Genomic DNA, 13,832 nt, shown 5'->3' with positions numbered 1-13,832 from the left:
AACCCCCGGGTCGGACTAACCACGTCGGTTCGCGCGTTCCCCCAGCGTGGAGACGTACGACGCGGTGGTGATCGGAGCGGGCCAGGCCGGGCTGTCGGCGTCGTATCACCTGAAGCGCCGGGGCCTCTCCCACGTCGTGCTCGACGCCGATGACGCGCCGGGCGGTGCCTGGCAGCACCGCTGGGACTCACTGAGCATGCAAGACGTGCACGGCATCGCCGCCCTGCCCGACGCCGACCTGCTGGGTACGCCGGACGGACGCGCCAACACGGTCGTGCCGGCGTACTTCGGCGACTATGAACGCGCCCACGACCTCCGCGTGCTGCGGCCCGTGCGGGTCGACGCGGTGACCGATGAGGGTGACCTGCTCGTCGTGCACTCCGGCGAGCGGACCTGGACCACACGCACGATCGTGAACGCGACCGGCACCTGGACCCAGCCCCATCTGCCGTACTACCCCGGGGCCGCGGACTTCGCAGGCGAGCAGCTGCACACGGTCTCCTACCCCGGACCCGCGCACTTCGCCGGACGGCGGGTCGTCGTGGTCGGCGGCGGCGCGTCGGCTGTGCAGCTGCTCGGCGAGATCGCGCCGATCGCGGCCGACAGCCTCTGGGTCACCCGGCGCGAGCCGGTGTGGCGCACCGACGAGTTCAACCCCGACGCCGGGCGCGCGGCCGTGGCGCTGGTCGAGGAGCGGGTTCGCCGCGGCCTGCCGCCCGCCAGCGTGGTGAGCGTGACCGGACTCGCGCTGCGCGAGCAGGAGCGTGCGGCCGAGAGGCTCGGGGCCTACGTGCGGCACCCGATGTTCACGCGCATCGAGCCAGACGGCGTACGCATGCCCGACGGCGGGCTCTGGCCCGCCGACGTGATCCTCTGGGCCACCGGCTTCCGGCCTGCGGTCAACCACCTCGCTCCCCTCCACCTGCGCTCGGAGCACGGCGGCATCCAGCTCGACGGCACCACGGCGGTCGCCGATCCGCGGGTGCAGCTTGTCGGGTACGGCCCGTCGGCGAGCACCATCGGCGCCAACCGGGCCGGCCGGGTGGCGGCACGCGGCGTCGCGACCTGGCTGGCTCAGGCCAGCAGCGCCTCGAGCGCCTGACGGTCGGCGAGGGCCTCCGGCTCGACGAGCTCACCGGTGCGCACGTAGTAGAAGGCAGCCCGCACCTGCTCGAGCGGCAGGCCATGGAGCTCGGCCCAGGCCAGGCGGTAGATGCCGAGCTGAAGCGGGTCGGCGCTCGCGGACCGGTTGGTCTTCCAGTCGATGAGCAGATAGCCACCGTCGTCGGCATAGACCGCGTCGATCCGGCCACGCACCACCTGGCCGGCCAGGACCAGGGCGAACGGCGCCTCGACCTGGTGCGGCACCCGGGTCGCGAACGGCCCCGCCTCGAAGGTCGCGATCAGCTCCTTCAGGTCCGCGTCGTCATCGATGCCGGCGTCGCCGCGGCCGGGCAGGTCGCCGTAGTCGAAGAGGTCCTGCTGGCCGAACCTGGCCTCGACCCAGGCGTGGAAGCGGATGCCGAACCGGGCGGCCGACGAGGGCTGCCGCGGCATCGGGCGGGCCAGGTCGCGCGCGAAGGTCTCGGGGTCCTCGTTGAGCCGGCCCAGTGCGGTCGCTGACAGGCTGCTGGGCAGGGGTACGGCGATGTCGGAGCTGCGGTCGCGGCGCGCCTCGACGAGCAGCCGGTCGAGCTCCGCATCCCACTCGGCGACCCGAGCGGCCTCGATCATGTCGAGGTTGGCGTCGGCGCCGTTGGGGTCGACCTCGCGGACCCGCCCGGCCGCCGCGATCCGGAGCTCCGCCTCGCGCCCGATGCCGGTCGCCGGCCACGGGCGGGACGGGTCGACCTCGGCGTACGGGTTGGGGTCGCCCTTGGCTGGCTTGTCGAGCCAGCCGTCGTCGGGCTGGCCCCAGGCGAGGAGCTGGTCGCGCACCGTCTCCTGGTAGGCCGACGGGCCGAACGGCGTCGCCCGTGGGCTCCAGAGGTAGGACGTCACGGAGAGGTGGTGGGCGGCACGGGTGAAGGCGACGTAGCCGAGCCGCAGCTCCTCCTCGAGGTCGTGGGCGCGGGTGTCGGCGCGATAGGCGTCGAGCGCCGCCTTGTCCCAGCCCTGCAGCTGCGGCAGGTCGTGGGCGTCGCCGCGCAGCGGCGCCGGGAGGATCGACGGCGACGAGGTCCACAGGGTGCGGGAGCGATTGGACGGGAAGCGGGTCTCGCAGACCCCGACCAGGAAGACCGAGTCCCACTCCAGGCCCTTGGACCGGTGCACGGTCAGCAGCTTGACCGAGTCGGCCTCGGTCGGGGTGGCGATGTCGAGCCCGTTGCCCTGGTCGTCCTCGGCGGTCAGGTAGGCCAGCAGTGCGGGCAGGGTGACGTCGCCGTCGACGGCCTGGAACTCCGCCACCGCCTTCACGAAGAGGTCGAGGTTGTCTCGGCGCGCGGTCGCTGCCGGGCTGACCGCGGACGCCAGCTCGACGTCGGTGCCGCTGGTGTCGATGATCCGGCGGACGATGTCGAGCAGCGGCTCCCCGACGTACGTCCGCAGCATCCGCAGCTCGCCGGAGAGCAGAGCGAACCGCTCGAGCGCCTCGGCTGAGTACGGCGCCTCGCCCGGATCGGCGAGCGCGTCGTCGAGCGACGGGATCTCGGCGGGGTCGATGCCGTCGGCGATCTCGAGCAGGTGGTCGGTGATCGACGCGGACTCGCCACCACGGCCCTGGCGACCGGCGATCTCGTTGGCCCGACCGCTGAGCAGCCGGAGGTCTCGCGGGCCGATCGCCCAGCGCGGACCGGTCAGCAGGGTCAGCAGTGAGGCGTTGGCGGTGACGTCGTGGAGCAGGTGCAGGGTCGCGACGATCTCGGCGACCTCGGGCAGCCGGAGCAGCCCGGAGAGGCCGACGATCTCGACCGGGATGCCGGCCCCGGTCAGCGCATCGAAGACGTCCTCGGCGTGCGAGTTGTCGCGGGTCAGGACGCCGATCTGCGCCCAGCCCCCAGGATCGGGCTGAGCGTCGTGGACGTCCTGCACGGCCGTCACGAGGTGGTCGAGCTCGTCGGCATGCGTCTCGAAGACCCGGAGGCCGACGGTGCCGACCTTCGCCTCGGGCTTGGCGACCAGCGGCTCGACCTGGTTGTACTTGTCGTAGAGCGGCTGCGCCAGCCGGTTGGCGACCTCGAGGATGCGGGCGTCGGAGCGCCGGTTGACGGTGAGCGGGTAGATCGGCACCGGCCCGGAGCCGGACGGGAAGGTCTCGGCGAAGTTGAGGATGTTGGAGACCGACGCACCGCGCCAGCCGTAGATCGCCTGGTTGGGGTCGCCTACCGCGGTGACCGCGTGCCCCTCGCCGAAGAGGCGGGACAGCATGGTGGCCTGGGCGACCGAGGTGTCTTGGTACTCGTCGAGGAGCACCACCTTGAAGCGCGAGCGCTCCAGCTCGCCCACATCGGGCTGCTCGCTGGCGAGCCGGGCACCGAGCTCGATCTGGTCGGAGAAGTCCATCAGCCCCAGGTCGCGCTTGAGGCGACGGTAGGCCTCGACCAGCCCGAGCAGCTCGGCACGCCGGTCGATGGCGGAGATCGCGGCCTCGACCGGCGTGCGGTACGTCGCGCGGGCCTTGCCGGCGACCTCTTCGGCCAGGGCTCGCTCGAACCCGCGTCGGGCGTCGGCGTCGAGAGCGCGTACGTCGGCCGGCGTGACGAGGTGCTCGCTCATCGCGCTGTCGAGGGCGAGGAGGTTCTGGATCGCGGTCGCCGGGTGGTCGGTGAGGTGGCGGATCTCCCCGGTGAAGCGGTCGACCGCGCGGGCCCCGAGCTGGTAACGCGCGGCGTCCGTGATCACCCGGGTGTCGGGCTCGTGACCGATCCGCAGGCCGTGATCGGTGAGCAGACCGGCGGCGTACGCGTTGTAGGTCGCGACGGTGGGCTCGAGGACGTCACTCTGCCCATCCTTTGCTTCTTGGTCCACCTCCTCCAGAGCGCCCGCGGTCTTCAGTGCGTTGCGGATCCGGTGCCGCAGCTCACTGGCGGCCTTGGTCGTGAACGTGAGACCGAGCACCTCGTCGGGCCGCACCTGTCCGGTCACCACCAGGTAGACGACCCGTGCCGCCATCAGGGTGGTCTTGCCGGAGCCGGCGCCGGCGATGACGACCGCCGGGCTCAGCGGCGCGGAGATCGCCGCCCACTGCTGCTCGCTGGGCGCGTAGTCGGTCTTCATCACCCGCTGGAGGTCCGCGGGTGTCGCGACATCGACGATCACTGCGACGTCACCGACCCGGCGCCCTTGATCGGGCAGATCGGGACGAAGCTGCAGTCGCGGCAGTGCTGGCCGGCGACCGCGGGAAACTCCTCCGCACGCAGCAGCGACGCGGCGTGGCGCAGTCGGTCTCGCAACAGGGTGCGGTCAGGGCCGTCCTCGGGCTGGACCGACTGGGGCTGGACGATCGCGTCGGGACCCCCGTCGAGCATGCCCAGCTGCACCAGCTCGGCACCTCCGGCGTGGGCGTCGGGGGCTAGCTCCTCGATCGCGCCGTGGTCGACGGCGTACTGGTAGAGGCCGAGCTGGACGTGGGCCTCGACCGCCTTGTTGCTCGGCTTGGTGCGGCCGGTCTTGAGGTCGACCACCACGACGTTGCCGTCGGCGTCGAGCTCGATCCGGTCGGCGTACCCGGTGAGCTGGACCTGCTCACCGTTGTCGAGCTCGACCACGGTCGAGAACCGCGCCTCGGTCTCGAGCAGCTGCCGGGGGTTGGCGACGTGCCACTGCAGGAAGCGGCCGAGGGCGGCGCGGACCCGATCGTGCTCGCGGGTCTTGGACCACGGCGTGCGGAAGTCGAGGCGGTCCCACACCGCGTCCACGTGCTCCATCAGCACGTCGACCGCGGGCTCGACCTCGCCGGTCGCGACTCGTTGGGCGAGCGCGTGCAGCAGCTCGCCGAGGTTGGCGGACTGGTGAGCACGGGCGACCCCGCCGGCCTCACGCTCGAGGAACCACTGGGTCGGGCACACCATCAGCGACTCGAGCACGCTCGCCGACACCGGCACCGGCTGGTCGGGATCGCGCACCGGCTGCACCGAGCGGCTGGCCGCGCGGGTGCCCCACCAGTTCGACGGATCGGCGCTCGGCACCAGCGCGCGCTGGCCGATCGACTCCCCCGCCAGCCGAGCCAGCCGACGGGCGGCCGCCTCGCGGAGCGGCTCGGTGGTCTCGGGGTCGGCGAGGGTACGCCGCAGCTCGCTGACGAGACCGGTCATCGACAGTGGGCGCAGCGGACGGCCGACCACCTTCTCGACCGTGACGCCGAGCTCCTCGAGGAAGCGTGACGGCTGCTCGCCCTCGTCCTCCGCGGACGCGACCGCCGTGACGACCAGGCGCTGTCGCGCGCGCGTGCACGCGACGTAGAAGAGCCGTCGCTCCTCCATCAGCAGCTCGCGCACCGACACCGGCGGGACGAGGCCGTCCTCGCCGATCCGGTCGGCCTGGAGCAGCGTCGAGCGGCGGCGCAGATCAGGCCAGAGCTCCTGCTGGACGTGGGCGACGACGACGAGGCGCCACTCGAGCCCCTTCGAACGGTGCGCCGTCAGCAGGCGTACGGCGGCGCCACGAGCGCCCCGGTCGGCGAGCGTGTCGGCGGGGATCTGCTGCTGGACGAGGGTCGCCAGGAACGCCCGGACCCCGACGTGGTCGCGCTGCTCCTCGGCCCGGGCGGCCACCTCGAAGAGGGCGCACACGGAGTCGAGGTCACGATGTGCCCGGCGTGCGCTGCCGCCACCGAGGTCGACCGAGCGGCGCAGCCGCGCCGGCCACCCGGTGCGCGACCAGAGCAGCCAGAGCAGCTCCTCGGCGGACGCACCGCCAGCCAGCTCCTCGCGGGCGTCGAACAGCAGCTGGGAGAGCGCGCGGGCGCGGGCCACCTCGGGCCCCTCGAGACCGTCCAGGCAGCCCGGGTCGACCACGGCGGCGCGCACCAGCTCGCGCGAGGTCCGGGGGGCTCGCTCCTCGGCCTTGCTCTGCTCCTTCTCACGCGCGCGCAGCTGACGCGCCAGGCGTCGTACGTCGCCCGCGTCCAGGCCACCGAGAGGCCCGAGCAGCAACGCTTCCGCGCGGGCCGGATCCAGGTAGTCGACGTGGTCCAGGTCCTCGTTGTCGAGGTTGGTCACCGCGCGCAGCCCGTCGATCAGCGGCAGCACAGCCGGGTCGCGGACCAGCGGCACCTCGTCGCTGGCGACCTCGACCGGGACGCCGGCGGCACCCAGCGCGCGGCGCAGCGGCGGGATCGACGTACGGCCGGAGCGGACCAGCACGGCCATGTCGTCCCAGGGGATGCCGTCCTCGAGGTGGGCACGGCGGAGCAGGTCGGCGAGGTGCTCGGCCTCGGCACGCTCGGTATCGAAGGTGCGGACCACGACCCGGCCGTCGCCCAGCGGACCGGCGACCGCCTTCGGGTCGAGGAACGCCTCGCGGGCCTCCAGCGGGATCGAGCCGGGCAGTGCCAGCCGGTGCGCGAGCCGCTGCGAGGCGACCAGCACCCGAGGGCCGAACCGGCGGGTGGTGCGCAGTGCGACCACGTCGGCGGGGGCACCGTCGGCCTGCGGGAACTCGGTCGGGAAGTCGAGGATGCCGCGGACCTCGGCGCCGCGGAACCCGTAGATCGACTGGTGCGGGTCCCCCACGACCGTCAGGTCGCGACCGTCACCGCCGAGCGCGCGGAGCAGCGCGACCTGCCCGGGGTCGGTGTCCTGGTATTCGTCCACGAAGACGTGGCGCAGCTTGGCCCGGAGCTCGGCGCGGTGGACCTCGGCCTCGATGGTGGCGCGGCGGATCAGGTCGGCGTAGTCGATGGCGCCCTGGCTGTCGAGGCTGTCGAGGTACTGGTCGAGGAAGAGGCCTGCGGCCACGAACTCCGGCAACCCCTCGGCCTCCCCCAACTGCCGCAGGTCGCCGCCGTCCAGCCCCTTCTCCCGGGCGCGGGAGAGCACCGTGTGCACCTCGCGCGCGAACCCGCGGGTGCCGAGCGCGCGCGCCAGCGAGTCGGGCCAGGCGACCGACTCGGGGTGGTCGGTCAGCAGCTCGCGGAGCACCACGTCCTGCTCCGGAGCGCTGAGCAGCCGCAGCGGCGCTTCGTACAGCTCGGCGGGTGCGTAGCGGCGGATCAGCGCGTAGGCGAAGGAGTGAAAGGTCGAGCTCAGCGTCGTCGACATGGTGCGGCCGAGCCGGGCGGTGACCCGGTCACGCAGCTGCTCGGACGCCTTGCGCGAGAACGTCAGCGCCAGGATCTCGTCGGGGCGGGCGCCTCGGTGCTCGATCCGGTCGACGATCGCCTCGACCAACGTCGTGGTCTTGCCGGTGCCCGGTCCGGCCAGCACGAGCAGCGGACCGCCGGCGTGGTCCACGACGCGCTGCTGGTGCTCGTCGAGGGTGGGGACGTCGACCGTGACGTCGGGCCGCATGATGCGGTACGTCGTCGGCGTGGTCGTCATGTGGCTATTCGACCATCCGGCGCCGACAAAGCCTCGTAGGGTCCTGCCGTGCCCGAATCGAGCCACCCGCCTGCGGACGATCGCCTCCACCAGCTCGCCGAACCCGTGCTCTCCGCATGGACGCGCAGAGGTCTCTGTGGCACGGCGGTCCTCCTCTTCGGAGCCGGTGCCGTCACCGCCTTCGTCACCGACAACGGCGTTGGCAGTGCGGCGCTGACGACGGCCGGGCTCGCGGCCCTGCTGCTCGCTGCGATCGGCAACCACATCGAGTCGTTCGAGGCGGCCGGGGTGAAGCTCGGTGTCCGCAGGTTCGTCGTCGCTCAAGAGGCACTGGCGCAGGAGGCCGACCGCACAGGCAGGAAGGCGGAGGCAGCCCAGCTGCGCCGTCAGACCTCCGAGGTCCTCGACCTGGTGCGCTCGGTGTCGCGCAGCTACGACGACCTGCGCAGCACCATGCCGGCTGGCTGGGAGCGGACCCAACGTTTCGAGGAGATCGTCCGCGAGGCGAAGGCAGCACCGGCGCTCACAGCGGACGTGCTCGATGAGCAGTTCTCGCGGGGGACCGAGGGCGACCGGATCTTCGTGCTCGGCAACCTGCAGGGACATCCGGAGATCGTCGATGTCTCGATCATCGATCGTGCCCTCACGAGTCCGCGATCGGCGTTTGAGCAGTACCACGCACTGATGGCATTGGAGGCTGTGGTCGACCGGCTCACCAGTCCCGAGAAGGCACGGTTCCGGCGCAAGATCGACCGGCTTCTCGGCGCTCCCCTCTGGAAGCCCTCGTCGGACCGCCGCAAGCTCGGCGCCCAGCTGGTGGAACTGCTCGCCGAACCCGAGACCGCTTCATGAGGATGGGGGGATGAGTCAGAGAACTGTTGCCATCCTCGTCTTCGACGACGTCGAGGTCCTCGACTTCGCCGGGCCGTACGAGGTGTTCAACGTGGCCGGCGAGCTCGGCGAGGGCAGCCCCTTCTCGGTCTTCTCGGTCGGCGTCACCAGCGCCCCGGCCGTCGGACGCGGCGGCTTCACCGTGCAGCCGACGTACTCGATCGACGACGCGCCGCCGTCCGACGTGCTCGTCGTCCCCGGGGGTGCCGGCACGCGGCCGCTGCTGAAGGACGGGCGCCTGATCGCCTGGTTGCGCGAGCGGGGCGCAGAGGTGGAGGTGCTGCTCTCGGTCTGCACCGGGGCGCTGCTGCTCGGCGCAGCGGGCCTGCTCGAGCGGAAGTCGGCGACCACGCACCACGACGCGTTCGACGAGCTGGCCGCGCTCTCGCCGACGACGCACGTGGTCCGGGGTCAGCGGTTCGTGCGCAGCGACGAGCGGACCGTGACCTCTGCCGGGGTGTCAGCCGGCGTGGACGCCAGCCTGTACGTCGTACAGGAGCTCACCGGGGCAGAGACACGCGAGCGCACCGTGGCGGAGATGGAGTGGATGTGGCAGAGCTGACCGTCGGCGTACGCCGTCGGTTGTCATCTCTCGCTGTAGGTGACGTCACTCCGCCTCAGTAGCGTGCAGGTATGACCGATGGCCCGCTCTCCGACCTGATCGTGCTCGACCTGACCCGCGCGCTCGCCGGCCCGCACGCCGGGATGATGCTCGGCGACATGGGGGCGCGGGTGATCAAGGTCGAGTCGCCGACCGGCGACGACTCGCGCGGCTGGGGCCCGCCGTTCGTCGGCGAGGAGGACGAGCGCGAGTCGACGTACTTCATGTCCGCCAACCGCAACAAGGAGTCGCTCGTCCTCGACCTCAAGTCCGAGGACGACAAGGAGGTGCTGGCGCGGCTGGTCGCGCGGGCCGACGTGCTGATGGAGAACTTCCGGACCGGCGTGCTCGATCGGCTCGGCTTCCCGGTCTCACGGCTGCACGCGCTCAACCCGGGACTGATCATCTTGTCGATCACGGGCTTCGGGCACGACGGGCCGGAGGCCAAGCGTGCCGGCTACGACCAGATCGCGCAGGGCGAGGGTGGGCTGATGTCGATCACCGGCACCGACCAGCCGACGAAGGTGGGGGTGCCGATCGCCGACCTGATCGCCGGCATGTACGGCGCGTACGGCGTCCTCGCCGCCCTCCACGAGCGATCCCAGACGGGTCGCGGACGCGTCGTGCGGACGTCCCTCCTGGCCGGCATGGTCGGGGTGCACGCCTATCAGGGCACCCGGTGGACGGTTGCCGGGGAGGTACCCGGTCTGGCCGGCGACCACCACCCATCGATCTCTCCGTACGGCATGTTCGCGACGGCGAGCGCTCCCGTGCAGATCGCGTGCGGCTCCGAGGGGCTGTGGCGGGCCCTGTGCAGTGCCTTCGGCTGGGACGCCACCGAGGCGGACTTCGCGACCAACGCGCTGCGGGTCGCCAACCGGGACGCGCTGGTGGCGCGCATCGAGACGCTCTTCGCGTCGTCGCCGGCCGAGCACTGGCTGGAGCTGCTGTCGGATGCCGGCGTGCCATCGGGCAAGGTGCGCTCGATGGACGACGTCTACAGCTGGGACCAGGTGCTCTCGCAGGGCCTGCTGCTCTCCGTCGACCATGCCACGCAGGGTGAGGTGAAGCTGCCCGGGTCGCCGATCCGCTTCGACGACAACCCGTACTCCGGCGGGCGCTCCACGCACCTCGCTCCCCCGACCCTCGGCCAGCACGACGCGTCCATTCGGGAGTGGCTCGACTCCTGAGGCCCGCGCCCGTCCGTCTGACCTCCGGAGAGGAACGGGCAAGGGCGCCGGAGCAACGGGCAAGGCCCAGGCTCCCGCCGTCCGTTCAATGGCAGGCACCAGCCATCTCACGGAACGGAGCCACCATGAAGGTCGCACTCGTCACCGGCGCCAGCGCCGGCATCGGACAGGCCGCCGCGTTCGCGATCGCGCGCGCCGGCGTCGGAGTCATCACCACCTACCGGTCCCACGGCAGCGAGGGCGAGGCCACCGCCGCCAGGATCACGGCGGAGGGCGGGCGCGCCGTCGCCCTACCGCTCGACCTCGGCGACGTCGCCGGTCTCGACGGCTTCGTGGAGCAGGTCGTGGGCGCACTGTCCGCCACGTTCGGCGCGACCCGTCTGGACTACCTGGTCAACAACGCTGGGATCGGCGGAGGGTTGGCGTTCGGGGAGGTCACCGAGGAGGCGTTCGACCGCTACGAGCGGGTGCTGCTGCGAGGTCCGTACTTCCTGACGCAGAAGCTGCTCCCCGTGCTCGCCGACGGCGGCGCGATCGTGAACACGGGAAGCACCTCGGCGCTCCCGAACCGGGTGTCGGCGGGCTACTCGGTCTACGCCGCGCTCAAGGGCGCGGTGCACACGGTCACGCCGTACTGGGCCAAGGAGCTGGCACCGCGACGCATCCGCGTCAACGCCGTCGCACCCGGGACCACCCGGACCCGGATCGGGGACGACGCGTTCGCGAGGATGCCCGAGCTCATCCCGGCCGTGGCCGAGGGGATCGCGCTGGGCCGGATCGGCGAACCTGATGACGCAGCCGCCATCATCGCCTTCCTGCTCTCCGACGCCGCCGCCTGGGTGACCGGGCAGGTCATCGAGGTGTCCGGCGGCGAGCGGCTGTGACCGTGGTCCTGCGCCTCCTGCCGCGGGTCGCCGACGGCCCTATCATCGGGACCACCCGTCGTGGGACGGGCGTGGGAGGACAGGAGCCGCGGGTGGGTGTCGAGCAGGTGCGGTCCCTGATCACGGCCCACGCGCGGGCCGAGGGGGACGAGGTCTCCGGCCTGCCCGGCGTGCTGGTCAAGAAGGTCACCGACCCGACCGAGCCGACGCCGTCGATCGCGGAGCCGATCCTGGCGTTCTCGTTCCAGGGCAGCAAGCGGATCGCGCTCGGCGAGCGGGTCTATGACCAGACGGCCGGCACGTTCATGGTGGTCGCCGTCGACCTGCCGATCACCGGGCACTACGCCGATGCGTCCCGGTCGGAGCCCTACCTCGGCGTCGCTCTCGAGCTGCGGCCGGCGGCCATCGCCGAGCTCCTCGTCGGCGAGGCCGCCGGGCTTCGCGGGATCCACACGCCGCCACCGCCCGGCATCTCGATCCACCGTGCCTCGCCCGAGATCGTCGAGGCCCTCGCGCGCCTGCTCGCCCTGGCCGACCACCCCGAGGACGCACCGGTGCTCGCGCCGCTCGTCGAACGCGAGCTCCTGTGGCGCGTCCTCAGCGGGCCGGCGGGGCCGACCGTGCGCCAGATCGGCCTGGCCGACAGCAGCCTGAGCTACATCGGGCGGGCCGTGCGACACCTGCGCTCGAACGCGTTCGAGCCGATCCAGGTAGAGGAGCTGGCCGCCCTGAGCGGCATGGCGGTGTCGTCGTTCCACAAGCACTTCCGCGCGGTCACCTCGATGAGCCCGATCCAGTACCAGAAGCGGCTGCGGCTCCAGGTCGCGCGCCTGCGGCTCTTCCACGACCCGACCGACATCGCCGCCGTCGGCCACTCGGTCGGCTACACCAGCGCCTCGCAGTTCAGCCGCGAGTACCGGCGCGAGTTCGGCGTACCGCCGAGCGCCGACGCGACCCGGATGCGCCAGGCCGAGCAGGCGACGGCCTAGGGCTGCTCGGATGGCACCAGCAGGCGGTCGAGCCAGCGGGTCCGTGCCTCGCGGGCAACGGCCGACAGCCGCGCGCCGGGGAAGAGCGCGTCGAAGCCGTGGCACCCGCCCGCCCACACGTGCAGCTCCGCCTGGCCGCCGGCCGCCCAGATCCGGGTGGCGTAGGTGACGTCCTCGTCGCGCAACACCTCGGCGGTCCCGGCATCGACGTACGTCGGAGGCAGGCCGGACAGGTCGGCGGCGAGCGCCGGCGAGACGTACGCCGACACGTCGGCCTCGCCCTGGAGCACGCACCGCCAGCCGAAGGCGTTGGCCTCGCGGGACCAGACGCCCGGCCCGTCGAACTGATGGCTCGAGCCGGTGTCGTTGCGGTGGTCGAGCATCGCGCAGGCCAGGACCTGTCCGGCGACGGCCGGACCGCGGCGGTCCCGGGCGAGCAGGACCGTGCCGGCGGCGAGGCCGCCGCCGGCGCTGGTGCCGGCGACGACGATGCGCTGTGGGTCGATGCCGAGCTCCGCTGCGTGCTCCGCCGTCCAGACGAGCCCGGCGTAGCAGTCCTCGACCAGGGTCGTGCCACCCACCTGGGGCGCGAGGCGGTAGTCGATGGTCACGACCACCGCACCGAACCGCGCCAGCCACTCGAGCGGGATGTCGATCTGGGAGAACCGGTCGCCCATCACCATCCCGCCGCCGTGCACCCAGTAGATGCACGGGGCGCCTCCTCGGGTCCCTTCGCCGTCGCTGCCCGTCGGGCTGAGCACCGTCAGCCCGACGGATCCGCCGTCGGCAGCGGTGAGTGTGACGTCGCGCCGGTCGACGTCATGGCCGGCGAGCGCGGTCGAGGCCGGCACCACGGCGTACGACCGGATCAGGTCCAGCGTCTCGGCACTCAGCGGCGGCGCCTGCGGCAGCGCCCCGAGCAGCGTCGCGAGCTCGGGGTCGAGGCCGGGGCGGGTGGTCATCGCAGCTCCGCCTTGCCGGCGACGGGGACCTGGTCGGTGTAGACGGACTCGCCCGCGAGCAGGTCCGCGAACCGGGACACCATCGCTTGGGCGGCCTCGCCCGCGAAGACCCGGTGGTGGTCCTCCTCCGACGTCCATCCCTCGGTGATGTGGATGACGTCGGGGTCCACGGCGGAGCGGCTGACGAGGTAGACGAGGCAGTACTCGGTCGACGCGGGGTTGCCCGCGTCGAGGCCGGTGCGGAGGAGCTCGACGAGCCGGTCACCGAGGCCGGGCTTGGCGGTCATGGTCGCTTGGAATCCGTAGTGGGGGTTCATGCCTCCATGAAGCCAGCGAACCGGGCGAGCCCCTAGACCGATGCTCTGCGCCTCTTGCCGGATCCTCCACGAGGACGTCGAGGGACGCCCACGACGCGAATGTCGGTGGCGGGTGGCACGGTGGAGTCGTGACCACTCCCACCGAACGCATCCAGGACTACTTCGCCCTCGCCACCCAGTCCGACATGGAGCCCTACTTCGCCCAATTCGCGCCTGATGTCGTCGTCGAGGACGACGGCCAGACCCACGTCGGCATCGACGCGGTCCGGGCCTGGCGGCGCAGCGTGCCAGGGGTGGCGTACGACGTACGCGCAGTCGCCGACACCTCGACCGGATCGCACGTCGCGACCACCGAGATCTCCGGCGACTTCCCGGGGAGCCCGGTGCTGCTCGGCTTCGTGTTCACCTTCGACGATCAGGGCCTGATCAGCCGGCTGGTGATCGCTCCCTGACGCCGCGGGACGTCATACGAATCGTGGCCCAGAGGGCTCGATTCGTATGACGTCCGGCGGCAGGC

At 72.2% G+C, this 13,832-nt stretch carries 11 protein-coding genes; 7 read left to right on the top strand and 4 right to left on the bottom strand.

Annotation, left to right across the window (positions count from 1 at the left end):
- Window positions 1-46: 46 nt before the first annotated feature.
- The gene (locus ABEA33_RS09725; RefSeq protein WP_345526561.1) at window positions 47-1,102 is read left to right on the top strand and encodes an FAD-dependent oxidoreductase; all 1,056 of its coding nucleotides are present in this window, start codon (window positions 47-49) and stop codon (window positions 1,100-1,102) included.
- Here ABEA33_RS09725 and ABEA33_RS09720 read toward each other — a convergent pair.
- Window positions 1,075-4,260: an ATP-dependent helicase gene (locus ABEA33_RS09720; protein WP_345526560.1), complete on the bottom strand. Its 3,186-nt coding sequence runs from the start codon at window positions 4,258-4,260 to the stop codon at window positions 1,075-1,077. The genes ABEA33_RS09725 and ABEA33_RS09720 overlap by 28 nt on opposite strands.
- Window positions 4,257-7,481 carry an ATP-dependent helicase gene (locus tag ABEA33_RS09715; RefSeq protein WP_345526559.1) on the bottom strand — a complete coding sequence of 1,075 codons (3,225 nt, stop codon included), beginning with the start codon at window positions 7,479-7,481 and terminating at the stop codon, window positions 4,257-4,259. The genes ABEA33_RS09720 and ABEA33_RS09715 overlap by 4 nt, the downstream gene beginning before the upstream one ends.
- Window positions 7,482-7,529: 48 nt before the next feature.
- Here ABEA33_RS09715 and ABEA33_RS09710 point away from each other — a divergent pair, with 48 nt between their 5' ends.
- The 5 genes from ABEA33_RS09710 (at window position 7,530) to ABEA33_RS09690 (ending at window position 12,036) form a co-directional block, all read left to right on the top strand.
- Complete coding sequence (locus ABEA33_RS09710; protein WP_345526558.1) at window positions 7,530-8,333, top strand: hypothetical protein; 804 nt, start codon at window positions 7,530-7,532, stop codon at window positions 8,331-8,333.
- 10 nt (window positions 8,334-8,343) lie between these two features.
- A complete protein-coding gene (locus tag ABEA33_RS09705; protein ID WP_345526557.1) occupies window positions 8,344-8,934 on the top strand; it encodes a DJ-1/PfpI family protein in 591 nt (196 codons plus the stop codon).
- A gap of 71 nt (window positions 8,935-9,005) precedes the next feature.
- Entirely contained in the window at window positions 9,006-10,163 is a 1,158-nt protein-coding gene (locus tag ABEA33_RS09700; protein WP_345526556.1) for a CaiB/BaiF CoA transferase family protein, read from the top strand.
- A 125-nt stretch (window positions 10,164-10,288) separates the two neighbouring features.
- Window positions 10,289-11,047 (top strand): SDR family NAD(P)-dependent oxidoreductase, encoded by a 759-nt coding sequence (locus tag ABEA33_RS09695; RefSeq protein ID WP_345526555.1) that lies wholly within the window; start codon window positions 10,289-10,291, stop codon window positions 11,045-11,047.
- Window positions 11,048-11,139: 92 nt separating this feature from the next.
- Window positions 11,140-12,036 carry an AraC family transcriptional regulator gene (locus ABEA33_RS09690; protein ID WP_345526554.1) on the top strand — a complete coding sequence of 299 codons (897 nt, stop codon included), beginning with the start codon at window positions 11,140-11,142 and terminating at the stop codon, window positions 12,034-12,036.
- On the opposite strand, the gene ABEA33_RS09685 is transcribed toward ABEA33_RS09690, so the two are convergent.
- Window positions 12,033-12,998, bottom strand: coding sequence for an alpha/beta hydrolase (locus tag ABEA33_RS09685; protein ID WP_345526553.1), 966 nt, complete (start codon window positions 12,996-12,998; stop codon window positions 12,033-12,035). The genes ABEA33_RS09690 and ABEA33_RS09685 overlap by 4 nt on opposite strands.
- Window positions 12,995-13,285, bottom strand: a complete 291-nt coding sequence (locus tag ABEA33_RS09680) for a putative quinol monooxygenase (RefSeq protein WP_345526552.1) — start codon at window positions 13,283-13,285, stop codon at window positions 12,995-12,997. The genes ABEA33_RS09685 and ABEA33_RS09680 overlap by 4 nt, the downstream gene beginning before the upstream one ends.
- Window positions 13,286-13,443: 158 nt before the next feature.
- Here ABEA33_RS09680 and ABEA33_RS09675 point away from each other — a divergent pair, with 158 nt between their 5' ends.
- Window positions 13,444-13,767: a nuclear transport factor 2 family protein gene (locus ABEA33_RS09675; protein ID WP_345526551.1), complete on the top strand. Its 324-nt coding sequence runs from the start codon at window positions 13,444-13,446 to the stop codon at window positions 13,765-13,767.
- Window positions 13,768-13,832: the final 65 nt, after the last annotated feature.

Source organism: Nocardioides endophyticus (genome assembly GCF_039543845.1).
In the GTDB taxonomy this organism is placed as follows: Bacteria; Actinomycetota; Actinomycetes; order Propionibacteriales; family Nocardioidaceae; genus Nocardioides; species Nocardioides endophyticus.
The sequence above is the reverse complement of the archived record's forward strand: the minus strand, read 5'-3'. Positions and strand labels throughout refer to the sequence as shown.